Annotated in this window: 19 protein-coding genes; 7 read left to right on the top strand and 12 right to left on the bottom strand. The window is 64.7% G+C overall.

Going from position 1 to position 26,050, the window contains the following annotated elements:
* Positions 1-204: 204 nt before the first annotated feature.
* From urtA to B0G77_RS01140, 6 genes are all read left to right on the top strand, one after another.
* Positions 205-1,503: an urea ABC transporter substrate-binding protein gene (gene urtA, locus B0G77_RS01110; protein WP_133660486.1), complete on the top strand. Its 1,299-nt coding sequence runs from the start codon at positions 205-207 to the stop codon at positions 1,501-1,503.
* Between the two features lie 120 nt (positions 1,504-1,623).
* Complete coding sequence (gene urtB, locus B0G77_RS01115) at positions 1,624-3,243, top strand: urea ABC transporter permease subunit UrtB (protein WP_133660487.1); 1,620 nt, start codon at positions 1,624-1,626, stop codon at positions 3,241-3,243.
* A 1-nt stretch (position 3,244) separates the two neighbouring features.
* Positions 3,245-4,438 (top strand): urea ABC transporter permease subunit UrtC, encoded by a 1,194-nt coding sequence (gene urtC / locus B0G77_RS01120; RefSeq protein ID WP_133660488.1) that lies wholly within the window; start codon positions 3,245-3,247, stop codon positions 4,436-4,438.
* Positions 4,438-5,304, top strand: a complete 867-nt coding sequence (gene urtD / locus B0G77_RS01125; protein ID WP_133663983.1) for an urea ABC transporter ATP-binding protein UrtD — start codon at positions 4,438-4,440, stop codon at positions 5,302-5,304. The genes urtC and urtD overlap by 1 nt, the downstream gene beginning before the upstream one ends.
* A gap of 955 nt (positions 5,305-6,259) precedes the next feature.
* On the top strand, positions 6,260-6,952 hold the full coding sequence (gene urtE / locus B0G77_RS01135; RefSeq protein ID WP_133663984.1) for an urea ABC transporter ATP-binding subunit UrtE: 693 nt from the start codon (positions 6,260-6,262) through the stop codon (positions 6,950-6,952).
* Between the two features lie 96 nt (positions 6,953-7,048).
* A complete protein-coding gene (locus B0G77_RS01140; RefSeq protein ID WP_133660489.1) occupies positions 7,049-7,930 on the top strand; it encodes an urease accessory protein UreD in 882 nt (293 codons plus the stop codon).
* A 273-nt stretch (positions 7,931-8,203) separates the two neighbouring features.
* On the opposite strand, the gene pgaC is transcribed toward B0G77_RS01140, so the two are convergent.
* From pgaC to B0G77_RS01165, 5 genes are all read right to left on the bottom strand, one after another.
* Positions 8,204-9,985: a poly-beta-1,6-N-acetyl-D-glucosamine synthase gene (pgaC, locus tag B0G77_RS01145; protein WP_208116375.1), complete on the bottom strand. Its 1,782-nt coding sequence runs from the start codon at positions 9,983-9,985 to the stop codon at positions 8,204-8,206.
* Positions 9,986-10,012: 27 nt separating this feature from the next.
* Positions 10,013-11,830, bottom strand: coding sequence for a poly-beta-1,6-N-acetyl-D-glucosamine N-deacetylase PgaB (gene pgaB / locus B0G77_RS01150; protein WP_133660490.1), 1,818 nt, complete (start codon positions 11,828-11,830; stop codon positions 10,013-10,015).
* Entirely contained in the window at positions 11,827-14,019 is a 2,193-nt protein-coding gene (gene pgaA, locus B0G77_RS01155; protein ID WP_133660491.1) for a poly-beta-1,6 N-acetyl-D-glucosamine export porin PgaA, read from the bottom strand. Before pgaA ends, pgaB begins: the two co-directional genes overlap by 4 nt.
* Before the next feature lie 545 nt (positions 14,020-14,564).
* Positions 14,565-15,197, bottom strand: a complete 633-nt coding sequence (locus B0G77_RS01160) for a LysE family translocator (RefSeq protein ID WP_133663985.1) — start codon at positions 15,195-15,197, stop codon at positions 14,565-14,567.
* 365 nt (positions 15,198-15,562) lie between these two features.
* On the bottom strand, positions 15,563-15,967 hold the full coding sequence (locus tag B0G77_RS01165) for a hypothetical protein (protein WP_243750884.1): 405 nt from the start codon (positions 15,965-15,967) through the stop codon (positions 15,563-15,565).
* A 298-nt stretch (positions 15,968-16,265) separates the two neighbouring features.
* Between B0G77_RS01165 and B0G77_RS01175 the strand changes: the two genes are divergently transcribed.
* Positions 16,266-17,240: a LysR family transcriptional regulator gene (locus tag B0G77_RS01175; RefSeq protein ID WP_133660492.1), complete on the top strand. Its 975-nt coding sequence runs from the start codon at positions 16,266-16,268 to the stop codon at positions 17,238-17,240.
* 475 nt (positions 17,241-17,715) lie between these two features.
* On the opposite strand, the gene B0G77_RS01180 is transcribed toward B0G77_RS01175, so the two are convergent.
* The 7 genes from B0G77_RS01180 to B0G77_RS01210 all read right to left on the bottom strand — a co-directional run bounded on the left by B0G77_RS01180 (position 17,716) and on the right by B0G77_RS01210 (position 26,006).
* Positions 17,716-19,296 (bottom strand): aldehyde dehydrogenase (NADP(+)), encoded by a 1,581-nt coding sequence (locus B0G77_RS01180; RefSeq protein ID WP_133663987.1) that lies wholly within the window; start codon positions 19,294-19,296, stop codon positions 17,716-17,718.
* Positions 19,296-20,294, bottom strand: coding sequence for an amidohydrolase family protein (locus B0G77_RS01185; RefSeq protein ID WP_133660493.1), 999 nt, complete (start codon positions 20,292-20,294; stop codon positions 19,296-19,298). Before B0G77_RS01185 ends, B0G77_RS01180 begins: the two co-directional genes overlap by 1 nt.
* On the bottom strand, positions 20,272-21,219 hold the full coding sequence (locus tag B0G77_RS01190; protein ID WP_133660494.1) for a YncE family protein: 948 nt from the start codon (positions 21,217-21,219) through the stop codon (positions 20,272-20,274). Before B0G77_RS01190 ends, B0G77_RS01185 begins: the two co-directional genes overlap by 23 nt.
* A gap of 93 nt (positions 21,220-21,312) precedes the next feature.
* Positions 21,313-22,605, bottom strand: a complete 1,293-nt coding sequence (locus tag B0G77_RS01195) for an MFS transporter (protein ID WP_133660495.1) — start codon at positions 22,603-22,605, stop codon at positions 21,313-21,315.
* 195 nt (positions 22,606-22,800) lie between these two features.
* A complete protein-coding gene (locus tag B0G77_RS01200; protein WP_133660496.1) occupies positions 22,801-23,718 on the bottom strand; it encodes a dihydrodipicolinate synthase family protein in 918 nt (305 codons plus the stop codon).
* Between the two features lie 2 nt (positions 23,719-23,720).
* Positions 23,721-24,893 (bottom strand): L-rhamnonate dehydratase, encoded by a 1,173-nt coding sequence (locus B0G77_RS01205; RefSeq protein WP_133660497.1) that lies wholly within the window; start codon positions 24,891-24,893, stop codon positions 23,721-23,723.
* A 66-nt stretch (positions 24,894-24,959) separates the two neighbouring features.
* Positions 24,960-26,006, bottom strand: a complete 1,047-nt coding sequence (locus tag B0G77_RS01210; RefSeq protein ID WP_133660498.1) for a 4-hydroxythreonine-4-phosphate dehydrogenase PdxA — start codon at positions 26,004-26,006, stop codon at positions 24,960-24,962.
* Between the last annotated feature and the right edge of the window lie 44 nt (positions 26,007-26,050).

Below are 26,050 nucleotides of genomic sequence, written 5' to 3' on the forward strand. Positions count from 1 at the left end.
AGCGGCCTGTCTGCACCAGATTCGCTCCCAAGCCGCATAACGCCGCGAAACATCCAACCGCGTTGCAGCGCGCCTCCCCCGCGACCTGAGCATCTTCCACTGCCTGGCATATGCCTTGCAGTAGGAGTTGGGCAATAAGCACGAAAACCGTCACAGCCGTACCGACGCCCAAACAGTCACTACTCAGATGGCAAGGGGAAACACATGAAACGTCGCAGTCTGCTGAAACTTGGCTCGATGTCGGGCGCGCTCGCGCTCGCGGGTCAGAGTCCTTTCGCAAATGCCCAGTCCAGCAGCGGTCCGATCAAGGTCGGCATTCTGCACTCGCTCTCGGGCACGATGGCAATCTCGGAGACATCGCTGAAAGACACCGCGTTGATGACCATCTCGGACATCAACAAGAACGGCGGCGTAATGGGCCGTCAGATCGAGCCGGTGGTGGTCGATCCTGCTTCGAACTGGCCGCTCTTCGCTGAAAAAGCCCGCCAGCTGATCACCCAGGACAAGTGCGCGGTCGTCTTCGGCTGCTGGACATCGGTATCGCGCAAGTCGGTGCTGCCGGTGTTCGAAGAGCTGAACGGCCTGCTCTTCTACCCGGTGCAGTACGAGGGTGAAGAGATGTCGCGCAACGTGTTCTACACGGGCGCCGCGCCGAACCAGCAGGCGATTCCCGCCACCGAATACCTGATGAGCGCGGAAGGCGGCGGCGCGAAGCGCTTCTTCCTGCTCGGCACCGACTACGTGTATCCGCGCACGACAAACAAGATCCTGCGCGCCTTCCTGAAATCGAAGGGTGTGCAGGAAACCGACATCCAGGAGGTCTACACGCCGTTCGGCCATAGCGACTACCAGACCATCGTCGCGAACATCAAGACCTTCTCGCAAGGCGGCAAGACGGCCGTGATCTCGACCGTCAACGGCGATTCGAACGTGCCCTTCTACAAGGAACTCGGCAACCAGGGCCTCAAGGCGACGGACGTGCCGGTCGTCGCGTTCTCGGTCGGCGAGGAAGAACTGCGCGGCATCGATACGAAGCCGCTGGTCGGCAACCTGGCGGCATGGAACTACTTCATGTCGGTGAAAGGCCCGGCAAACACGAAGTTCAAGAACCAATGGGCCGAGTGGGTCAAGACGCAAGACCTGCCCGGCGGCTCGAAGCGTGTGACCAACGATCCGATGGAAGCGACCTTTGTCGGCATCCATATGTGGAAGCAGGCCGTCGAAAAGGCCAAGAGCACCGATGTCGACAAGGTCCGCGTGGCGATGATCGGTCAGAAGGTTGCCGCTCCATCTGGCTTCACGCTGGAAATGGATGGCAACCACCATCTGCATAAGCCTGTGATGATCGGCGAAGTACGCGCGGACGGCCAGTTCAACGTCGTCTGGAAGACGAAGACGGCTATCCGTGCCCAGCCGTGGAGTCCGTTTATCGCCGGCAACGCGGGCAAGCCGGACGTCGTCAGCTCGATTCCGGCGTTCCTGCGCCGCTCGCGCGTTGCCTGAGTTCCGGGCCGATTCTGGAGTTGTAGTGCAGTAGCACGTCGGTCGTGCTGTAACGACGGCGCGGCATCGTTGCTCGTTTCGATGCCGCGCCGCCCCGCCGGTTCATCCCCAAAGGCCACCATGGCGTTTTCCATTTCCAGGTTCGCTCGCGGCATTGGCATCGGCATGGCGTTCTGCGCGCTGATGCCGGTTTCGTCGTTTGCGTTGACGCAGGCTGACGTCGCCCCGCTCGCAGGCGACGACTTCGACGCGAAGTCCGCCGCCATCGACAGGTTGATCGCCAATCACGACGCGCCCTCGATGGCGCTCCTGAAGGCGATGTCCGAAGACAGTGCGCTCGCCACCGATGGCGGCGAAGTGCTGATACAGGACAATGACACCGCCCGCGATGCCGTCACAGGAAAGACGGTTGCCGCAGGAGACGCGCAGGCAATCACGCTGAACAACATCCTGCGCTCGAAGGTATCGGGCGCGCTGTCGGGCCTTCAGCTCGACTCCACCGATCCGGCTGCACGAAAAGCCGCGATCGACGCCTTGCTGCAAAACCCCGATGCCGCGATGAAACCGATGATCGACCGGGCGCGCGCGCAGGAGACCGACCCTGTCCTCAAGAAGCGTCTCGATACGCTCTGGGCGATGACCGCGCTGCATGACAGCGATCCGGCAAAACGCCTCGAAGCCGTGCAGCTCGTGGCCGCACGGCACGATCTCGACATGAACGAACTGCTGCGTCCGCTGGTGGCGAAGAAGCCGGACGGCAGGTTCGCCGAAAGCGACGACCGCGTGCGCGCCGCCGCGCAGGTCGGCATCGATGAACTCGACGCGATCCAGCGACGCAGCCAGATCGCCGGCACGCTGTTCGCCGGCCTGTCGCTTGGCAGCGTGCTGTTGCTCGCCGCGCTGGGCCTCGCGATCACCTACGGCCTGATCGGCGTGATCAACATGGCGCACGGCGAATTTCTGATGATCGGCGCTTACGCGACGTACGTCGTGCAGAACCTCGTGCAACGCTACGCGCCCGGTGCGTTCGACTGGTATCCGCTCTTCGCGGTGCCGGCTGCGTTCGTGGCGGCCGCGCTGGTCGGCATCGTGCTGGAGCGGCTCGTGCTGAAGCATCTCTATGGACGCCCGCTCGAAACGCTGCTGACGACCTTCGGTATCAGCCTGATCCTGATCCAGGCGACGCGCATGTTGTTCGGCGCGCAGAACGTGCAGGTGGTGAATCCTTCGTGGATGAGCGGCGGCGTCAACGTGATGCCAAGCCTGATCCTGCCGTACAACCGGCTCGCCATTCTGGCGTTCTCGATGATCGTCGTCGCGATTGCGTGGGCGGTGCTGACCAAAACGCGTCTGGGCCTCTTCGTGCGCGCCGTCACGCAGAACCGGCGGATGGCCGCGTGCGTCGGCGTGAAGACCGCGCGTGTCGATTCGTATGCGTTCGCGTTCGGCGCGGGCATCGCCGGCCTCGGCGGCTGTGCGCTGTCGCAGATCGGCAATGTCGGCCCGGATCTCGGGCAGAGCTACATCATCGATTCGTTCATGGCCGTGGTGCTGGGCGGCGTCGGGCAACTGGCCGGGACGGTGATCGGCGGCTTTGGGCTCGGCCTCATCAGCAAGGCGATCGAGCCGTTCTGGGGCGCCGTGCTCGCGAAGATTGCCGTGCTCGTGCTGATCGTGCTTTTCATCCAGAAGCGTCCGCAGGGCATGTTTGCCCTGAAGGGCCGCAGCGCGGAGGCATGAGATGACATCCGCGACTTCTCCCGCTTCCGCTTCAGGTTCCGCTGCGTCGTCGGGCGCGACGCCGCCTGACGAACGCGCGGCGCTCGCGGGCTTTGCGCTCGGGCTTCCGCCTCGTCCCGCGCTGCTGTCGAGACGCGCATGGCAGGCGCTGATTGCGCTCATCATCGCGATCGGACTTGGCGTGCCGTTCACGGCGCTCGTGGTACCTGAAACAAGCTCGTTCCACCTGTCCGCGTACGCGATGACGCTATCCGGCAAGTTCATGTGCTACGCGATTGCCGCGCTCGCACTCGATCTCGTCTGGGGGTACTGCGGCATCCTGAGTCTCGGCCATGCGCTGTTCTTTGCGCTGGGCGGCTACGCGATCGGCATGTACCTGATGCGGGCGATTGGCCATGACGGCAAGTACGGCAGCGATCTGCCCGACTTCATGGTGTTTCTCGACTGGCACGCGCTGCCCTGGTATTGGGAAGGCACGCAGCACTTCTGGTATGCGCTGCTGCTGGTCGTACTGGTGCCGGCGGTAATCGCGTGGGTGTTCGGCTTCTTTACGTTCCGCTCGCGCGTGAAGGGCGTGTATCTGTCGATCATCACCCAGGCGATGACCTTCGCCGCGATGCTGCTGTTCTACCGCAACGAGACCGGCTTCGGCGGCAATAATGGCTTCACGGACTTCAAGCGGATTGCGGGCTTTCCGATCACCCATCCGGGCACGCGCACTGCCCTGCTGCTGATCACATTCGCGGTGCTGGTGCTGTCGTTCATTGGCGCACGCGCGATCGTGACGTCGAAGCTTGGACGCGTCGTCACGGCCGTGCGGGACGGCGAAACGCGGCTGATGTTCCTCGGCTACAGCCCGCTTGGCTACAAGCTGTTCGTGTGGACAGTATCGGCGGTGCTATGCGGGATTGCGGGCGCGCTGTATGTGCCGCAGGTCGGCATCATCAACCCGGGCGAGATGTCGCCGGGCAATTCGATCGAGATGGCGATCTGGGTGGCGGTCGGCGGACGCGGCACGTTGATCGGGCCGATCATCGGCGCGTTTGCAGTGAATGGTGCGAAGAGCTTTTTTACGGCGAATTTTGCTGAATACTGGCTGTTCTTCCTGGGGGCGATTTTCGTGCTGGTGCCGCTGTTGCTTCCGAACGGGATCATGGGTCTCATCGAACTTGCCACGCGCAGGAGGAGCCGATGATGAACGAGAATCCGATGGTTCCCGACCTTGCCTTGCCTGAGGAACCGGATGGCGGCCGTGCGCTGAGCGGCGTTGCATCGATGGGCCACGCGGTTACGCCTGGCGAAATCGATGTCTCGCACGGGACGATTCTTTATCTGGAGGACGTGACTGTCAGCTTCGACGGGTTTCGGGCGCTGAATGCTTTATCGCTGTCGATCGATGTGGGCGAACTGCGTTGCATCATCGGACCAAACGGCGCGGGCAAGACGACGATGATGGATGTGATTACCGGAAAGACCGAGCCTGATGCCGGCAAGGTATTTCTTGGACAGTCGATCGATCTGACGAGGATGAACGAACCGTCGATTGCGCGCGCCGGGATTGGGCGCAAGTTCCAGAAACCGACCGTGTTCGAACAGCATCCTGTGTGGGAAAACCTCGAACTGGCGATGAAGACCGACAAGGGGTGGTGGGCTTCGTTGAAAGCCCGGCTCGATCGCGAGGCGCAGGCGCGGATTGAGGAGACGCTTGGGCTGATCCGCCTGGAGAACGAGGCTCGCAGGCTGGCTGGCGAACTCTCGCATGGGCAGAAGCAGCGGCTCGAGATTGGGATGTTGCTTATGCAGCAACCGGCGCTTTTGTTGCTCGATGAGCCTGCGGCTGGCATGACTGATGATGAGACGATGGAGTTGGCTGTTCTGCTTAACAAGCTGCGCGGGACCTGCTCCATGATGGTGGTTGAGCATGATATGGAGTTTGTTGCCGCGCTTGCTGGTGACGCCGGAAGGGTCACCGTTATGGCGGAAGGGCGTGTGCTGGCTCACGGGAGTCTTGATGAGGTTAAGCGGGATGAGGCGGTGATTGAGTCTTACCTGGGGCGGTAGGTTTTTTGCGAGTGCGCTGGTTGTTGGTGCGTTTTCTTTTGCTTCTGGTTTATTAGCGTTGCCCCTGTGTGGGGCGGTGCCTACTAAGGGTTTGTTGGGGGGTTGGCGGTTTTCCCGGGTGGTTGCCTTTCCTTGTTTTGTTTTTGGTTTATTGGCGTTGCCCCTGTGCGGGGCGGCACCTACTTTTCTTTGTCCCCCAAGGGGACTTCCTTCGGGGCGTCTTCCAAAGAAAAGTAGGCAAAAGAAAAGCGCTTCGAAAACTTGTCTGTTCCCGGTGCGTCACCAATCGGGAATGGCAACCCATGAAGTGTCGCCCTCGCAAGGGACGCGACATTGGTCCGACGCCAGACCGTCCCTCGCGCAGTACAGCCTGTGACAAAGGGCTCATTCATCCCGCTCCGCACTACGTGCCTCGCGGAAGGGCCTGACAGGCGGTGAGCAGGATATTCGGGGCGTTGGAGCCGCCTGGGGTCACGTCTGTCGCCCGCCGCTAGTGCCGAAGTAAGCAGGTGTCTCACCGATTGGATGCTTGAGTGCGGGATGTTGGTGGCACATGAGATTGAGGTGGCTATGCATGAGCATGTGGTTGCAATGCGTGAGAGGCGAGACGATATGCAGCAGGCTGCTATGCCACACGGCGACGCACGTAGTGCAGAGTCGGATGAATGAGTGCTTTGTCACAAGCGGTACTGCGCGAGGGACGGTCCGGCGTCGGACCGATGCCACCTCTTTTGCGGGGGCGACACTTCATGGGGTGCCATTCCCCGTGGGTCACACACCTTTGAGCAGACGCGTTTTCGGCGCCTTTCTTTTGCCTACTTTTCTTTGGCAAGACAAAGAAAAGTAGGTGCCGCCCCGCACAGGGGCGACGCTAATAAACCAGAAGCAAATCAAGGAAACGCGACAATCCAAAACATCCAGAAAGAAAAAACCTGACCCGAGGCACAAGCCAAAAATGCTAGAAGTAGAAGCCCTAAACCAGTACTACGGCGGTAGCCACATCCTCCGGGATGTGAAACTAACCGTGCCGGACGGCAAACTAACCGTCCTGCTGGGCCGCAACGGCGTAGGCAAGACGACGCTCTTGAGATGCCTGATGGGCACAGTACACGCAAAGAGCGGTTCAATCGCCTGGCGCGGCACGCCGCTAACAAAACTCCCAACGTACGCGCGCGTGGCGCAAGGCCTGGCCTACGTGCCTCAAGGCCGCGACATCTTCCCGCGCTTGACCGTCGAAGAAAACCTTCTGGTCGGCGCCGCCAGCAAAAAAGCCCCTTCAAAAATCCCCGACAGGATCTATGAGCTCTTTCCGGTCCTCAAAGACATGCGCAGCCGCCGCGGCGGCGACCTGTCCGGCGGGCAGCAGCAACAACTGGCCATCGGCCGCGCATTGATGAGCGATCCGCAACTCCTGATCCTCGACGAACCGACCGAAGGCATTCAGCCATCGATCATTCAGGACATCGGACGTACACTGCGTCAGCTCGTCGAGGAAATGGGCCTCACGGTACTGCTCGTCGAACAGTATTACGATTTCGCCAAGGCGATCGCCGACCGCTACTGGGTCATGAGCCGCGGTGAAATCGTCGCGGGCGGCGAAGGCGCAAACATGGATTCAGACGGCGTGCGCCATCTCATCGCCGTGTAAGTCACATATAAAACCGGCATCAACCGGCATGCTATGCTCGACGACTCCAGCCGTCCTGATGCATTGCCGCGCGGCTGCACTCTCGAACCATTACGCATGTCGCTTCACGAAAACCACGCCGCACTCGCCACCGCGCAGACCGTCGCACACCGCGAGTGGCGCGCGCGGCTCGAACTCGGCTTCGCACTGCACGGCGAACGCACGACGCTCACGCATCGCCGGCATGACGGCCCGCTGCGCGTGCAACGGCCGCTCTACCCCGAAGGCCATGCAATCTGTCTTGCGGTGATCGTGCATCCACCTGGCGGTGTCGCAGGCGGCGACCAGCTCGATATCGATATCTCGCTCGATCCCGGCACGCACGCCGTGCTTACCACACCGGGCGCCACCAAGTGGTACAAGTCGAACGGACGCGTAGCCCGGCAGCACATCGAGATTCGCGTCGGCGCATGCGCAAAACTCGACTGGCTGCCGCAGAACAACATTGTGTTCGATCATGCGCACGCCGATCTGGACTTCACGCTGACGCTGGCCGAAGGCGCTACCGCGCTCGGCTGGGATGCAACGCAGCTTGGCCGTCAGGCTGCCGGCGAGCGCTGGTCGGCGGGCACGCTGCGCGCGGTGTGGCGTATCGTCGGGGCCGATGGCCAGCCGCTCTGGCTGGAACGCGCCCAACTCACCGCGAACGATCCGCTGCGCGATTCGCCACAAGGCCTCGCCGGTTTCCCGGCCTACGGCACGCTATGGGCCGTCGGCCCCGCCTGCAACGACGCGCTCGCAGAATCGCTCAGCGCGCAACTGCCTTTCGACGACGCGCTGCGCGCCGCAGCATCCTGCATATGCGAAGGCGTGCTGCTCGTGCGCGTAGTGTCCCGGTCGATGGAAACGCTGCAACGGGCGCTGACCAACTGCTGGTTGCAACTGCGCCCGGTGGTTCATGGCGTCGATGCCGTGCCTCTGCGCCTCTGGACCACCTGAGGCTGGACGGCTAAGGCGCTGCCGCCGCGTGGCAGGCGTTTCGGTAGTCGCGGTCGCCAGCCTTTACGCCGTCCGCGGCTCAACCAATCTTCGCCCTGCGCGGCGGTCCCGCGTGAATTTGCGTATTCTGCCCAAAAAAGACGACTCGCGGGCGCGCGTTGAGCGTCGACTCTCAAAGGCGGCCGATGCGGCTCGCGACGTCGGTGCGGCGCTCCGGCAGGTCGATGTTGAACTCGTTGATGTCACGCTTGAGGCCTGATTGCGGAAGCAGAATCATGAAGACGACGTCACGGTCACGCTCGTGATGCGGCCTTCATCGTAGTGCACGTGCAAGCAGCGCGCCTCGCGCCACACCGGCAGTTGCGACACTGGCACACCCGCGGCCCCGAAGTGCGGCTCGGGCGGCAGCGCCGGCACGGCATGCAGGGCATCGGGCTGTCGCGACAAGGTTTGTCGACGAAACACTCCAAACAAGGTGATCCAGGCAATAAGGACTGCCGCAACCCAGAGAAAGGGCACCAGGTCCACCTCGAATCCGACATCGACCATTTTCCGGAGAAGCACCCCGAGCCCCGGGTGCAGCCATCCGATGAAGACCACGAGCGGCTCACGCAAAATCCAAAGATAGGCCAGCCAGGCCGCGATGGTCAGCACCAGGTCTCGAAAACGCATCCACCACGGCGCCTGTGCCGGCGGAATCCAGGGCGGCCATTGCAGTGGCAGCACCAGCTTGACTGGGAGCTCGCCGTCCCGCGGGCTGGTTTGGGCAGGCGTTTCTGGATGCGTTGACGCTTCTGAAGCCAGGCGCACGCCCCGATCAGGACTGACCCAGGTGCCGCGCATCCGGCCAAGGCGCCAGATGGCGCGTGGCAGCCCGACAATCGATGACAGGGCCTGAAAGATCCAGAACACCAGGGGATACCAGACGAGCCAGAACAATGAGCGAAATATCCCGCGCTCGAAGCGCTCGTCCATCCACGCGCTGGTGAGGGCCTGTGCGAGGTAGGTCAGTGCGAGAACCTGGCCCCAGTCGTGTGGGTGGAGCCCTATGGCTGGCCAGAATCCCAGGAAGTTCGGCCCCGGATGGGACAGCAGTGAAACTTCCGCCCAGCTCAGAATGCCGATTCCGACCGCGTAGGCCCAGCAGGTGGACACTACGAAGTTGATCCAGACCGGTAGCAGGCGTGGCTGCTTCAGCAAGGCAGGAAAGACCGTCAGCATGACCGTCGTCCCACCCTCGCTCCATCGAACGCGCTGGCGCCACAGCCCGCGCAGGGTCTCTGGCATCAGGATCCAGCATAGCGCCTTGGGCTCGAATGCCAGGCGCCATCCAGCGAGCTGGACGCGCCAGCTCACATCGACGTCGTCGGTCAGGGCCGTACGTGACCACCAGCCGGCGTCCTGCAACGCGCGCTTGCGGAAGGCGCAAATGACCCCGGAGACGGTGAAAAGCGATCCATACACGGTCTGCGCGCGCTTGATGAGTCCGACGAGGGACGAAAACTCCCCGACCTGCAAGCGACCCAGGAGCGTTGCATGATTGCGTACACGCGGATTGCCGGTGAGCCCGCCGATCCGCGCATCAGTCTGGAAGCGGCGGACCAGCCATGTCAGCGCGTGCGGCTCGAGCAGCGCGTCGCCGTCAATGCACACCAGCAACTCGTGCCGGGCGGCCAGCGCCCCAGTGTTCATCGCAGTGGACTTGCCCTGGTTGGTATCCAGATGCACCACACGCAGCGCCGGCATCTGCAGGGTCAGCGCGTCGAGCCAGGCGCCGGTCCGGTCAGTGGAACCGTCGTCGATCGCGACGATCTCGAAGTTCGGGTAGTCGATGAGCGTTAGCGCCCCAAAGGTCTCGGCCAACTGCCGCTCCTCGTTGTGGCAAGGCACCAGAACCGACACCCCCGGATAGTCCCAGAGCCGGGGCGGTTCCTCTGGGCGCGGCTCATGGCGGCCGCGCAACCAGACGTAGAGCCAGCCGCCGCTGATCCAGTAAAACGCAGCCACGAAGGGATAACCGAAGCAGAAAGCGGTGATGATGGCGTGGAAGGTCATTGGAGTCACTCGCCGGGCGACCGTGCGTCAATGCCGCACAGGGAAGACAGCCGCCGACACTCCGGGCGCCGCGACAACCGCCTCGGGCAGGTCTGCAACAGGATTGTCAGGGCACCAGCCCAGTGAGACGCCGCCGTGGCGCTCGAAGTCCATGGCCGTACGGGCGAGCAGGTGTGCATCAGGCGGCGTGGCACCGGTGAACCAGCGGGCAAGCGTGGGATCGACCGGCGCGACGCGATTGTCGGCGACCTGATCGCCGAAGCCCGCGGGCACCAGGCTGATATCGGCGAGCGGGTGCGGCGTGGTGGTGGCGCGGCTCGGCGCGAGCCATAGCAACTTCAGCCCGGGTCGCGCGGCATCCAGCACGGCGAAAGCCCGCCAGCCGAGCGCATCTGGGCGATCGCTCTGGACGAGGGTATCGAGCATCGCCTCTCGTCGTTTGCGCGCCGCCCATGCGGACCAGCTCAGGGGAATGTCCGGGCGATGATCGAACAGGGGTGGCGGATCGTCGAAGCGCATAGACTGCGTCGGCGCGTCGGTGTCTTCGAGGAGCCACCCGTCCAGTGGCACCAGTCCGCCCAGGTCTTTGTAGAGACGCAGAACACGCGCTTCGTCGCCCAAGGCGGCGAGCGCTGCGCGGTGAGGCAGGCGAGCGTAGACCTCTACGCCGGCACGGGTGTGCATCTGCCAGGCAACGCGCGAGAGCCAGTCACCCGCAAGTGGCAGTTCGCCGGTCGGGAACCAGGCGGCGGTGATTCGCCCCTGGACGTCGCGGCGCACCGCGTCGACCACGACGCCGGTCACGCCCAGCGCGCGCACCCGCTCGATCGCATGGCCCAGGCGTTCGTTGCTCGCGTTCTCGTCGCCTGCCCACAAAGCGGCCGGGTCGAGGCAAACAAGACGATCTACCCGCCTCACATTCGGATCGGGCTGCAAATTCTCGACCAGTTCCACCAGCGGCGGGTTGTAGGTGGGCAGGTAGCGAGCGATTCTCAAGGGCTCGTTCAGGTAAGAGGGGCCCTGGTCGAGCGCGAATGCGAACTCGAAGCCCAGGTCGCGTGCCGCTTGAGTGCCGATCGCGTTGTAGCGACCGTAAGGCCACACCAGCGCACGCGGCGCGCGGCCCAGCTCCCGCCGCAGCGTGGCGCTGCCGGCCTCAAGGTCGGTCCGCAAGGCCGCCGCGAAATCTGCCTCGCTCTGGTAGCCGGCTCCGGCCGAATAGCTACGCGTCACGGTTGCGGGCATGGTGTTGCCCTGCGGGTTGCCGACGACTTCATCGTGCAGCGATTGGGTGTGCAGCGCGAATTCGACCAGGCCGGAGCGCTGCATCTCGCGCGCCTGATCCCAGGTGATGAAGCGCTCGCGCGACACCATCCGGCCGCCATAGCTGACCATCGCGCCCGCGGGCGGCTGCATCCAGTCGGTCACCAGCGCGGCTACGATCGGATAACCGTAAGCCAGAGCGAGCGAATAGACCCGGGTGTACAGACTACGGTAGCCATCATCGAACGTGATCAGCACCGCCTTGGCCGGCAGCGCCTTCTCGCCGCGACCGGCGCGCGCGAGGTCATCAAGCGAAATTGCGGTCCAGCCGTTGCCACGCAGCCAGTCGAAGAAGCTCACCAGGCGCTCGGCGGTGATCGCCTCATCGTCCAGGTCAGGCCTGGCGTCGACGACGTCGTGGAACGAGACCGTGGCGAAGGTTGGGCCTGGTGCGGCCGGCACAGAGGGTTGCTGCGCGAACGCGGGCCGCGCGTCAATGTACATGCCCGCCAGCACCAGCAACAGCGCCAGCCCGCGCGCCAAGGCGTGTTTCGCGGTGTTCAGGGAATGGTTCGCGCTCATCTTCCGAACTTGTGTTCGAACTTCAGGTAGCCGACCAGGGTGCGCTCGCGCTGCCCGTCGTACACATTGCTCGTCCACTCGATGCCCCAGGTCAGCTCGGTCCAGGGATCGGAACGCCAGCTCTGTTCGTATGCGGCGCCGCCGACCGCATGTGTGCCAAAGCCTTGCTCGTTGAACACACCCGCAGTCAGCCGCAACTGCTGCACGAACGTGCGTTCGTAGACACGCCACATGACATGCTTGATCTGTACTTCCAGGGAAGGATGCCACGCCTCTGTGGGATTGAAGTACGGTGTGAGTGCAAGGCTGTTGCGCTGCCATTCAATACGTGGTTTGAGCGTGACGTCCAGGTGCGGCCGATTGAGCAGCGGGAGAGCGCCATCAATCATCACCTGCTCCCGGCGGTTGCCGTCGCTGAAGTTCATGTGCTGCACGTTCAGGCCCGCATGCGTCGATCCGTTCCACGCATAGCGCAGGCCGCCGCGAATCGAATCCGCGGTGATGCCGTGGAAGTCCGCCTGCAACGGCGCTTCGGGTGAATGCTTCGCGGCATCTGCAAGGAAGGTCCAGTGATCGGTGGGCTCCCATTGCGCGGCGAGCGAGCCACCTGATGTGTTCAGGGAACCCATCTGAGACCATGCGAGTGCAGTCAGCTTCCAGTCCGGCCAGAGCGCCTGCGCGCCGCCGCCTACGCGGTAGCGTTCGGCGCGCCCCTCCTCCAGAGAGTCGGAGCTGCTGTCAGCCAGGCCGATTAACCGCCATGTGCCCGCGAAGGTCGCGGACTCGACCTGAAGGCTGGCGTCCATGCCGTTTCCGGGCCCGCGAAGTGCCTGGCTCGAAGCGTGCCTGCCAGCCAGATCGAATTGCACACTGGGCCCCGTTTCGGCGTCGAGTTCCCGCTCCACCCGCTGGACGCTCGAAATATCCGCTCCTTGCTCCAGCAGCGGCGCGAGGCGCTCGTCGGCCCGCAATATGCGATGGCGGCGTATGTCCGAATCCACCTGCTGGACGCGGATGCCGAAGTCTTCAGGTGCAAGCGCAGCTGCCGTGTCAATCTCGTCCTCGGCCAGGCGGGGCCAGCCCTGCTGCGCAGCGATGTCGGACTCCTGCGCGCGCAGCCAGGAAAGGCCAGGGGCGCCACGCTCGAGCGGCGCGACGAGTGCCCATGCGGCGGCCGGCATGTCGGCATAGCTGTGAATGGCGGCGTCCAACGACTGAGCGTCGAGCCAGGTGGCGTTCGCGCGCGGTGTCTGCAGTTTGCCGGCAGATTGCCACGGTGGCCCTGCCGCGGCCACAAGGGCGTCGACGGTCGCAAAGGCGGCATCGAAGTCTTCGCTTTCTACCTCGGCGTAGGCGCGCCCCGTCATCAGCGAGCGCCATGGGCTGTCCTCGTCCGCGCGCCCGGCGGGCGGTAGCTGCTCCAGCGCTTCCTGATAGACGCGGCGCGCTTGCGTGGGGCGCCGCAGTGCGAGCAGTGCATCCGCCTCGGCCTCCAGGACATAGACAGGCACCGTGTCCCCCGCCGAGCGCAGGGCTTCAATCTGGTCTACCGCATCCTGCCAGCGCTCGCGGTATCGCAGGGCCACCGCACGGTCGCGCTGCAACCGGATGATTAGCCCGGTGTCGGGCGGCACAGCGGCGCGTGCCTCGGCGAGCAGTGCGTCCAGGCGAGCCAGTGCGAGATCGACATCGTCGAAACGACGCCGCGGATCCGGTGAGCGCGAGTGGATGTCGATGGCCCAGCGCAGGCGCTGGCCAGCCACGCGACTGCGCACGCCCGCGTCGATGTGCGAGCCCAGCACATGGGCCGCTTCGCTCGGGGCACCGAGTTCCATCAGCACATCGGCCAGGGCCTGGGTAATTTCGGTGTTGCCGGGTTGCAGCCGCAAGGCCTGCGCAATGGCGGCGAGGGCTGCGTAGCGGTCGCCGGCACGCAACGCGGCGCGACCGCGCTCGAGCAGCACCGACGCATCCGTCCCGGGATCGGGTGGATTGTCGCGCCCGGATTGCGCGCTGACGGCTTCGACTACGCCGGGCGCAGTGATGACCTGGGCGTGCTGCGATGCGATCTGACCTGCCGCGCCACCGCACACGACCACCCCGGCCATTCCGATCCGCCACCTGAGGTAAGCCAGACAACTCCTCATAATCCTTGACGTCATGACGATTGCGATTCTTATTCTCTGCATGAACAAGATAGATCAAGCCGCAAACGCCTGACTGAACTGCCAGGTCCGCTTGATCTCGTCGGTGAGCGTTGGTGCATGAAGGCGACAGGCACACTCTACCTCTTACTACAGGTACTATGTGCCACGAAGCTGACGGCGGACGGACTTCGGGGATGCGGCGGCCAGCAAGTGGTTGAGGACCGCCACACCGATGGCTGCATTTGCCGGCGACAACCGGATTCACTTTACCCTGCGAACGGCCACTCGCCATCGCCGGGCGCTTACTGCATCGTATGGAAGGTTCACAACTACCGACTTCGCGATTGACGTGATCCGTACACAAAGGTCCGTGGTCCTGGCGAAGTCGACGTTTGAATGGATACTCGGATCGATCCCGCAGCAATCCCCATGTTCCGCCTGAACTCGGGACCTGCTTGCTTCCAGAGCAGTCGTCGTCGGCGTTCCGTGGTGATGCTCGTGTATTCCATGACCTGACTTCGACGATCCATTTGTCACGACCTTGCCTTCCCGGCTCGACATTCGACAAGCGAAGTGACTGAAACTAGCTAAACACGCGACGCCAGCAGTCTGATCCCGGCAATCCCGAATACTACGGCGAGGCAGCCTTCCAGTGCGCGACGGGTCCGCACGTACATCCTGCGAGCCGAGTCCGTCGAAAACAGTACGGCATAGCCGCCGAACACCAGGCATCCGATGGCCGCACAGCCTGGAATTAAAGCACTATGGGAAGATCCCGTGCTGTTCGACGATAGAGCAACAATTGAAACCCACACGAGGATAGCTTTTGGATTGGTGAGATGGAGCATCGCGCCGCGGGCGTAGACGCTCGTCAATGTCGGCGTTCGTTCGACCTTCAGCACGGATGCAGTTGCTGTCGCAAGCGCATTGCGTCCGGATTTGAAGGCCAGCCACAAGAGATATAGACCACCAAAAATCTTGACTGCAATGATGAATTGAGAATAGGCGATCAGGGCAGCCGACACGCCTAGCGTTGCCACCGTCGCCCAAAACATCGACCCCGAGATCACGCCGAGTGCGAACATCAACGCCGCTTTCCGGCCATGATTGGCCGCTATGGACATAATTGCAAGGTTGCTCGGCCCGGGACTCGCGGTGCCAACGAAATACGCTGCATAGGCAAGCAGCAGGCCTGTCGAGAAGTAGGCGTGTCCAGTCATGTCTGGGCTCCAGAAATTCAGAATGTCGATCAGTTCTTTCATCGAACGTGCTTCCGCCTCAGGCGTCAAGGCGTCTTCCGGACAGAGCGCGGCGATCATTGGCATGGCGTTATTTCTACTTCAGGTGTTTCTCTGAAGAGATCTTCGGGCTTTCACGGACCAGTTTCGTCGTGGACTCGCACAGGCGGGCCTACCGAGGCCCGTCATTGAGGCCGTGGCCTGGTCAAACGGCTCATGCGCGTCATGATGTTGCCCGTCTGTGTCTACCACCGCCTTCATCGCCACAACGGCGAGATACCCCGCCCGCGTTGCCTGCCTCTCCAGGAAAACCGGCGGCGCAGCAGCCCAGTACGCCCTGGCGCTTTCTACTGGGGGGAAGGCGGATTCAAAAGCTTGCTCAACGGCTTCAGTGGGCCAATTGGGAGGAGCGAGAATGTCATTAAGTGCGCTTTCCCCAAGGGAAGTGCCTCAAGCATTTCATGCGCTTGATTTACGTCCGTAACGTTCAGGATGAACGCCACCCCAGCCCGGTCTTGCAGTGAATACCACTGGTCAATCTTGCCCTCGAGGTAGAGCTGCGCCGTCTCGCGAACTTCGGTCGGAAGAATGTGTTGGGCAAGTTGCATGTCCGTGCCCGGCGGAAAGGTGCCAATCGCCAATATCTTCGTGGTTGGCGTGGTTGGCATCGGAGTGGTTTGCGCCATGGAGACTCCAGCAGAAGCGACCAGCACAGAGGCTGTTGTCAAATTAAGAAGAAGGCGTTTCATCATGTCCCGTTCTTTTCGCATTAGCCTGAAGGCTGCCGCTCAGAGATGTTCATCGCCACGTGCCGCAGCAATACGGCGTCGAAACAGTTGCCGTCGAAGGAAAAGTCCAGCGCACTGGCGGTATGGAACGACACACGTTCGCTCTACCCTGTGCGCTGGGTGAGATAGCGTGCGGCATCCACGAACGGCTCGCCGAGGGCCGGTCGCGCGATAGTGTTCGCGTACGCCATCAAGTGCATCAGGCATTGCAAAGGTACCATCGATTTTCACGAGCGACTATTCATCACAACGTTGACGGGTTATGAAGCAGAACTTCACAGTCAGCCAGGGCGTGCTCGACGGCGTGGAGGTGTTCCTGAGCGTTGCCCAGCATCGCAGTTTTCGCAAGGCAGCCGCGGAGCTCGGCGTGACGCCGTCGGCTATCAGCCAGACGGTGCGTGTACTCGAAGCGCGCATTGGTGCAGCGCTCTTCATACGCACCACGCGCAGTGTCGGCTTGACCGAAGCCGGCGAGCGATTTCTTGCGCGCGCAAAGCCCGCCTTCGAGGAACTGGTCGCCGCCAGTGAGGTTGCGCGTGAATTCGGCCAGCGGCCCGCCGGATTGCTGCGTCTCTCTGTGCCGCGCGCGGTCATCCCGATTCTGCAGGAGCTGATCGCATCGTTCTGCCGGGCTTATCCCGAGGTCGAGGTGGAGCTTGCTGCGAGCAAGGAGGTGATCGACCTCGCGGCCGAAGGATTCGATGCCGCCGTCCGGCAGGGGCATCTCGTTGCTCCCGACATGGTCGCAGTGCCGTTGACGCCACCATTTCGTCTCATCGTCGTCGGCAGCCCTGCCTACTTCGCGGAGCACAGCCAGCCCAGGCACCCGAACGATCTGCGCCAACATGCATGCTTGCGATGGCGGCGATCCAACGGCGCGCTCGCGCTATGGTCATTCAACGACAACGACAACGACCAGACGATCGAGATCGCCGTATCCGGCCCCCTCATCGTCAGTGACTTTCCCACCATGCTTGGCGCGGCGATCGAAGGCATGGGCCTTGCCCAGCTACCTGAACCGCTGGCAGCTACCGGGTTGAAATCCGGAGAACTGGTACAGGTGCTGGAGGCATACGCGCCGGTGAGGCCGGGGGTGTTTCTCTGCTATCCAGGCCGCCAGCAGATCATGCCGAAGCTGCGCGCGTTCATCGATCATGTGAAAAGCCGCGCGGCTGGCGATGGCAAGGTCCGGGTACAAGCTGACGCGAGGCGCGCGGGGTCTCGAAAAAGAGGCTGATAGTCTGCGTGAATTCCATGCATGGGACCGCGTTCGACTCGTCCCTGCTGCGTCGTTATTTCTCGGGTCAAGGACAGGCTTCGGAAGCAGAAGGGACGCTTGAGCGTCCGGGAGCCGTTCCCTCTGAATGGCCGTAGATGGCCGGGTGCTGCCTCATGCAATAGGAATACGCAGCCCGAACCTCACGAGGCTGCGACCGGCAGCACGCGACCCGGTGCGGACGGTCCCAGCCGTCGCAAGCATACGGCAGGTCTGGAGCGTACAGCGGTCAGTCAGGACGTGAAGCTCGGCGCCGGCACCAACGGAGTGGGCTTCGACGTCGGCATGGGCGGGAGGTTCGACGATGGTCGATTGGCAGGCACTCATCATAGTCGACGACGCGCGGGCGAGGCCGCAGGACAAAATCCCGCGCTCACGCCGCGACGCGCGGATCGCGCGCGCATGCGGCGTGATCCGCGATTCATCGTGTGCCAGGTTAGCCGTGGCCGAGCCGGCCGTCGCGCACCCGCCAGAGATCGAGCGGGTTGTCGTCTTGCAGCGCGGGCGGCAGCAGTTCCGCAGGTAGATCCTGATAGCAAACCGGCCGCAGAAAACGCTCGATCGCCGTCGCGCCGACCGATGTCGTGCGCGGATCGGACGTCGCCGGGAACGGCCCGCCATGCACCATCGCATGCGACACCTCGACGCCGGTCGGATAGCCGTTCGCGAGAATCCGTCCCGCCTTGCGTTCGAGCGTCGGCAGCAGGCGCCGCGCGAGCGCGACGTCGTCCGCCTCGACGTGCAGCGTCGCCGTGAGCTGCCCTTCGACGTGCTCCGCGAGCGCGATCATCTCGTCGACGTTCTTGCAGGTCACGATCAGCGACGTCGGCCCGAAGATCTCGTCCTCGAGTTGCGGGTCCGACACGAACGCTTGCTGGGTCGTCGCGAACAACGCCGGGCACGCGGCGCTCTTCGCGTCCGTGTCGGCGCCGCGCGCGAGAGCACGCACGTCCGCGCCCGCCCCACGCTTGGCGATGCCGTTCGCATACGCGGCCGCAATGCCGGCGGTCAGCATCGTCTGCGCGCCCTTCTGCCCGAGCGCCTGGGCGGCCGCATCCACGAACGCCTGCGTATCCGGCCCGTCGAGCACGACGACGAGCCCCGGATTCGTGCAGAACTGCCCGACGCCGAGCGTCAGCGAATCGACGAACCCGCGCGCGATCTCCGCGCCGCGCTTCGCGAGCGCGCCCGGCAGCACGAAGAACGGATTGATGCTGCTCATCTCCGCATACACCGGAATCGGCTCACGACGCTTCGCGGCGATGTCCATCAGCGCGAGGCCGCCGCCGCGCGAGCCGGTGAAGCCGACCGCCTTGATCGCCGGATGCGCGACGAGCGCCCCGCCGATCGCGTTGCCCGCGCCGATCGCGAGCGAGAACGTGCCTTCCGGCAGCCCGCACGCGCGCACCGCCTGCTGGATCGCGCGCCCGACGAGCTCCGACGTGCCGAGATGCGCGGGATGCGCCTTCACGACGACCGGGCACCCGGCCGCGAACGCGGATGCGGTATCGCCGCCCGCGACCGAGAACGCAAGCGGGAAATTGCTCGCGCCGAACACCGCGACCGGCCCGACCGGAACCTTCTGCAGACGCAGATCCGCACGCGGCAGCGGCTTGCGCTCGGGCTGCGCGGAATCGATCGTCGCGGCGAGCCAGCGCCCGTCGCGCACGTGCGACGCAAAGAGCCGCAATTGCCCGATCGTCCGCCCGCGCTCGCCTTCGAGCCGCGCGACCGGCAGCGCCGATTCCTGATGCGCGCGCTCGATCAGCGCGTCGCCGAGCGCGAGAATGTTCTCGGCGATCGTCTCGAGAAAGCGCGCGCGCGTTTCGAACGGCGCCGCCCGGAACATATCGAACGCCGCGTGCGCGAGCCAGCACGCGCGATCGACGTCGTCCGCGCTGCTCTCCCCAAACGGCGGCTCGAGCGCCGTGCCGCGCGCCGGGTCGAACGCGAACATCGTCCCTGCCGCGCCGCGTACCGACGCGCCGCCAATCAACATCTCTCCGGTGATCTGCATCATCGTCCTGTCTGTGTGCCCAGTTTGCGAGGTTCGTCGAGATCGATCCGGTAGATCCGGATCGCGTTGTCATGCCAGATCGCGCGGCGTGCCGCGTCGCTCAGCTGCCGGTCCGCCATCGCGGCCGCGAACGTCCGCACCAGCGCCGGATACGCGATCCGCAATCCGGCGACCGGGAAGTTGCTCGCGAACATGCTGCGCTCGGCGCCGAAGATCGCGACCGCGTCGCCGATGATGCGGCGATTCTCCGCGTCGTTCCATGCGGCGTCGCGCAGCCCGAATTCGGACAGCTTCACCGACACGCGCGGCTGCTCGGCGAGCGCCTCCATCCCGCGCCGCCAGCGCGCGAGGCCTGTGTCCGAACGGTCCCACGGCAGCCCCGCGTGTTCGAGCACGACGTCGACGGCTGGCGCATCGGCGAGCCGCGCGGCCGTTTCGTCGAGATGCCAGAACGGCACGCGCAGATCCCAGCGCAGCCCATGCGCGGCGAGCCGTTCGAGCGCGCGGGGCCAGCGCGGGTCGCTCAGCGCGCCAGGGCCGTCGACCGTGGCGTCCGGCGTCGCCGACGTGCGCGGCTTGAAGCGCACGCCGCGCACGAGCGGATACGCGGCCTGCTCAGCGAGGCGCTCGTCGGCATCGTCGGCGAGCAGGTCGACCCACGCGACGACGGCCGACGGAATCGGATGACGCGCCGCGACGTCATGCAGCCAGCGCGTTTCCGCGAGCGCGTCGTCGCGCAGGCACTCCGCCTCGACGTGCACACTCGCGACGACCGGCGCGCCGCCGGCCGCGCGCCGGAATTCGTCGACGCCGAAGTCGTTGCACAGGTCCACGTAATCGCCGAGGATGAAGTGCTCGGGATCGTACGCGCCCTGCAGCCATGGATAGCGGACTTCGCCGTTCAGGCGCCACAAGTGATGGTGCGCGTCGACGATCGCATCGGGCAGCGCGAGCGCCGCGTCGTCCGCGCGCGGATCAGCGACCGCCTGCGAGCACATAGGAGGCGTCCGGCTCGCGCAGCGTCGGCATCTCGTTGACAAAGCACCACGCAGTCAGGTCGAGCTCGCGCACGTGATCGTCCTGGAACGACACGTACGCGGCGGGCCGCGACGGATGGAACGACAGCGCGGTCGGATTCGCCGGCAACGCGATGCGCTCGATTTCCTCGAGCCGCTCCGCGTCGAATACCGAGATCGACTGCTCGCCCGAATTCGTCAGCAGCAGCAGGTCGCGGCCGTCGACCGAACTCGTCCGGTAAATGCGGTTCGGATCGCTGCGCGTCTTCACGCGGCGGCCGCAGGTCATCGTCGCGGTGTCGATCGCGACGAGCGTGTCGTCGCCGCGGTTCGCGACGAAGAGCGTCTTCTCGTCGCTCGACAGAGCGTTGCCTTCGGGGCGCGGCCCCGGCATCACCGCGCGCGGCGTCACCGTCGCATCGCGCGGATCGAACCGCGTGACCGTGTTCGACAGCAGATGCACGCCGTATGCGCGGCTCGCGTCGCGCGTCAACGTGACGAGGTGCGTCTTCACACCTCCGGACGGCACCGCCATGTTCGGCACAGTCTGCTCGCGCGGACGATCGAACACGAGCAGCATGTCGCTTGCCTCGCTCATCGCGTACAGGCGCCCGTCGGCGTCGCTCGCCATCCCGTGTGGCCGGTAGTACGGCCAAAGGTCGAGCATCCGCGTGAGTTTGCGCTCGTGCAGATCGATCTCGGCGATCCGGTGATCGCCGTCCTGGCCGCGCGTCCACGCGGTTTCGATCCCGAAGATGCCAACGTACGCGAAGCGGCGCTCCGCGTCGACGGTGAACTCGTGCGGGAAGCTCGGCAGCACGATGTGCTTGAGCGCCGCCTTCGTCTCGAGATCGTAGAAGCTGAAGGTATGGGCGCATTTCTGCACCAGCAGCAGGATGTGGTTCATCGTGAATCTCCGTCCTTCGAGGTTTCGCCGCGGCACGCATGTCGCGACGCGGCGAGTGTGGGTTCGTTGCGTGCGCAACCGTCAGTCGGTTTCTCAGTCCTCGCAGCGCTTCGGCAGCGTCAGCGCGAGCAGGCCGGCCACCGCGAGCGTGACCGCGAGGCTGTACACGCCGGCCGCCGAGCTCACGTGCTGGGTCAGCACACCGACCGCGTACGGGCCGCAGAAGCCGCCGAGGTTGCCGAGCGCGTTAATCAGGCCGCGCGCACTGCCGGCGGTCTCAGGGCTGCAGAGCTTCGGCGGAATCGCCCAGAACACGCCGGCTGCCGCCTGCAGGAAGAAGCCGCAGCCGATCAGGAACGCGAACGACACGAGCATCGTCTCGTGCGTCAGCACCGACAGCGTGAGGCATGCGGCGAAGCCGACGAGCGGCAGCAGCACGAACAGGCGGCGCTTGCCGGTCCGGTCGGACAGATACGACGTCGCGAACATGCCGACCATCATCGCGATGTAAGGCAGCATCGCGAGCAGGCCGATATTGCCCATCCCGGTGTGCGTGAGGTTCTTCAGCAGCGTCGGCAACCACATCGTGTAGCCGTAGATGCCGACCTGGTAGCAGAAGTTGATCGCGATCAGCAGCCAGATCGTCGGGTTGCGCATCATCGCGCCGAACGAGGCCGCGTCCGGCGTGCCCGACGCGCGCTTGCGCTCCTGCTCTTCGCGCAGCGCGTCGAGGATGTACGCCTTCTCGCGCGGCGATACCCAGCGCGCGGTCTTCGGGCCGTCGTCGGCGAACAGCATCCAGACGATCAGGAACAGCAGCGACAGCACGCCCGTGCTGAAGAACAGGTGGCGCCAGTCGTACGCGGCGAGGATGTAGCCGGACAGCGGCGCGGTGATCATCCCGGCGAGCGGCACGAACATGATGACCATCGCGTTCGCGCGCCCGCGTTCGCGATCGGGGAACCAGTTGCTGACCATCGTCAGCACGACGGGCAGCATCCCGCCTTCGGCGACGCCGAGCAGGAAGCGCAGCGTCAGCAGCTCCCACGTATGCGTGACGAGGCCGGTCAGCCCCGACAGCGCGGCCCAGCTGATGAGCGACCACGCGATGAATTTCTTGCCGCTGCCGAGCGCCGCGCGCTTGCCGCCGGGAATCTGGAGGAACAGGTAGCCGAAGAAGAAGATCCCGCCGGCCAGACCGGCCATCGTCGCGTCCATGCCGAGATCGGCGTTCATCCCGCCCGGCATCGCGAACGCGATGTTCACGCGATCCATGTAAGAGATGATGCACGCGAGCAGCAGCGGCGGAATCACGCGCAGCCAGCGGCGGCGTGGAATGGCTTCGCCGGCGTCGTAAGCCGGGTTGGCCGGGGTCAGCATGGTCATGATGTCTCCAGTTTTGGTGGTCGGCAGCGACGGACTTCTGATGGACCGCCTGTCACGCCGTGACGAACCGGCGCAGGGCCGGCCGCCGGCGCGGAACGCACGTGCGTTCCGCCTCTGCGCGGACGCCTGCCCGTCCGCGCGGCAAACGCGGTTCGCACATGGAACCGCGAAACGCGTGCCGCGCGCGAACGGACCTCAGCGGCCCCAGCGCAGCACGAGCGGATCGAGCCGGCGCGCGGCGTCGAGCAGCCCAGCGCGAACCTGCGGATGCAGCTCGGGCCACGGCGCGCGCGCCTTGTCGCACGCGATCACGCCGCCTTCCTTCAACAGCGCCTTCGCGGTCAGAAAGCCTGCCTGGCGGTTCTCGTAGTTGATCAGCGGCAGCCAGCGCGCGTACTGCGCGACCGCTTCGTCGCGCTTGCCCGCGAAGTACGCGTCGGTGATCTGGCGAATCCCGTCCGGATAGCCGCCGCCCGTCATCGCGCCGGTCGCGCCCGCGTCGAGATCGGCGAGCAGCGTGATCCCCTCCTCGCCGTCCCACGGGCCTTCGATCGCCTCGCCGCCGAGCGCGATAAGCTCGCGCAGTTTCGACGCGGCACCCGCGGTCTCGATCTTGAAGTACGACAAGGCCTCGATCTGGCGCGCGAGCTTTGCGAGGAACGGAGCGGACAGTGTCGTGCCGCTCGCGGGCGCGTCCTGGATCATCAGCGGGATGTCGAGGCCGTCGGTCACTTCCTCGAAGAACGCCTGGATCTGCGCTTCGGACACGCGGAACGTCGCGCCGTGATATGGCGGCATCACCATCACCATCGCGGCGCCCAGCGCCTGCGCGTGACGATTGCGCTCCGCGCAGATCCGCGCGCTGAAGTGCGACGTCGTGACGATCACCGGCACGCGGCCGGCGACGTGCTCGAGCGTCGTGCGCGTGATCAGTTCGCGCTCATCGTCGCCGAGCGCGAACTGCTCCGAATAGTTCGCGTGGATGCAGATCCCCTGCGAGCCCGCGTCGATCATGAAGTCGAGGCAGCGGCGCTGGCCGTCGAGGTCGAGCGCGCCGTCCTCGGTGAAGATCGTCGGCGCGACTGGGAACACGCCTTGGTAACGAGCTTTCATGATCACTCCACGATCTCGAACTGGTCGAGGAACTCGGTCTTCAGCGTGAGGCCGAGACCCGGCACGTCGTCGCGCAACTGCAGGTAGCCGTTCTCGGCGACCGGCTCGCCGTCGAAGATGTAGTAGAACAGCTCGTTGCCGACCTCGACGTCGAACATCGGGAAGTACTCGCTCATCGGCGACGCGAGCGTGCTCATCGTCAGATGATAGTTGTGCATCTGGCCCGCATGCGGGATCACCGGCACGCTGTACGCTTCGCACAGCGCGTTGATCTTGTGCGCCATCGTGATGCCGCCGACGCGGTTCGTGTCGTACTGGACCACCGACACCGCCTTGCGGTCGAGCAGCTGCTTGAAGCCGTACAGCGTGAACTCGTGCTCGCCGCCCGAGATCGGGATGCTCGTCAGCTGGTTCAGCTCCGCGTAGCCGTCCATGTCGTCGGCGATCACTGGCTCTTCCAGCCAGCGCGGCTGATACTTCTCGAGCTTCGGCAGAATCCGCTTCGCATACTCGAGGTTCCAGCCCATGTAGCACTCGAGCATCAGGTCGTTGTCGTAGCCGATCACTTCACGGACCGCGGCGACCGACTTCAGGTTCTCGACGACGCCCTGCTGCCCGTGCGCGGGCCCGTAGCCGAAGCGCATCTTGAATGCTCGGAAGCCCTGGTCGAGGAATTTCTGCGCCTCGGCCTGCATTTCCTTGAGGTCGGTGCGATAGAGCTTCGAGTAGTAGCACGGAATCTTCTCCTTCGTGCGGCCGCCGAGCAGCTTGAAGACCGGCTTGCCAACGCTCTTGCCGAGGATGTCCCAGATCGCGATGTCGACGCCCGAGATCGCGGCCATCCCGATCCCCTTGCGCCCCCATGCGTGCGTCGCGCGGTACATCCGCTGGTTCAGGTACTCGTAGTCCCACGGGTCCTGGCCGATCACGAGCGGCGCGAGGTACTGGTCGATGATCACCTTCGCGACCTGCGGCGCGAGCGCGACGTTGCCGTAGCCGACAGTCCCGTCGTCGGTCTCGACTTCGATGACCGTCCACGAATGGAAGCGGAACGTGCTCATCGTTTCCTGCGGCGCGTACAGCAGGTCCATCGCATTCGCGCAGAAATTGCCCTGCGGCGGCACGGTCTTGCCCTTCCATTGGAATACGCGGGCGCGGACGGACTTGATCTTCATTGCGGTGTCTCCTGAGATTCGATGTGTTTTGATGTGTCGTGAAGCGCGCGAGCGGCCGGGCGACCGTTACGCGGAAATCGTCTGCTGCCGGCGCGCGGCGCCCATCCGGCAGGCGATCTGCAAGGCCTGCCAGGTCGCGCCGACGTCGGCGGTGCCGCGGCCCGCGATGTCATACGCAGTGCCGTGCGCGGGCGTCGTGATCGGCACGGGCAGCCCGCCCTGCACGGTCACGCCGCGCGAGAAACCGAGCAGCTTGATCGCGATCTGCCCCTGGTCGTGGTACATCGTGACGATCGCCTGGTAATCGCCGGCCTGCGCCTTCAGGAAGATCGTGTCGGCGGGGAACGGGCCGTGGAACGGCGCGTCGGTCGGCCAGTCGCGCGCCTGCAGCTTCGTCACCGCGGGCTCGATGATGTCGATCTCTTCGCGGCCGCAGCTGCCGCCGTCGCCGCCGTGCGGATTGAACGCGGCGATCGCGATCTTTGGCGCCGCGATGCCGTTCGCGAGCAGCGACCGGTAGATCAACTCCGAAGCCTGCTCGATCCGCTCGACGCTCAGGTAGCCCGGCGCGTCCTTCAGTGGCACGTGCGACGAGATGCGCGACGTCCACAGCTCGCCGAGGGTGTTGAATTCGCAGAAGTAGCCGGTCACGCCGAGGTATTCGGCGAAGTGGTGGAGCTCGTCCTCGTGCTTCAGGCCGCCGAGCTTCATCGCGTGCTTGTTCAGCGGCGCGAAGCAGATCGCGTCGACCTCGCCGGCGAGCGTGGCGTCCATGCACAGGTTCAGCACGGTCAGCACCGAGTGGCCGCCGGCCGCGCAGACCTCGCCGACCTTCACTTGTGCCGGGTCGATCGTGTCGACTTCGACGAACGCGGGACGCGCGATCGACGGCCGGTTGCGCGCGGCGGCGAGCGACGCGATCGGCTCGACGTCGACTTGCACGCCGGCGACGCGCTGGCCGGCTTCCCACAGCCAGCGGTCGCCGATCAGCACCAGGTTCGCGCGGGACGTCGCGTCGGGGCGCGCGAGCAGCTTCGCGATCAGCTCGGCACCGATGCCAGCGGGATCGCCGAGCGTCAGCGCGACGACGGGCAAGGTCGACGGGGCCGTCATGCCGGTTCTCCTGCGGGCGCCGCGCGGTGCGCGACCGTTGAATT

Source organism: Paraburkholderia sp. BL10I2N1 (genome assembly GCF_004361815.1).
Taxonomy (GTDB): Bacteria; Pseudomonadota; Gammaproteobacteria; order Burkholderiales; family Burkholderiaceae; genus Paraburkholderia.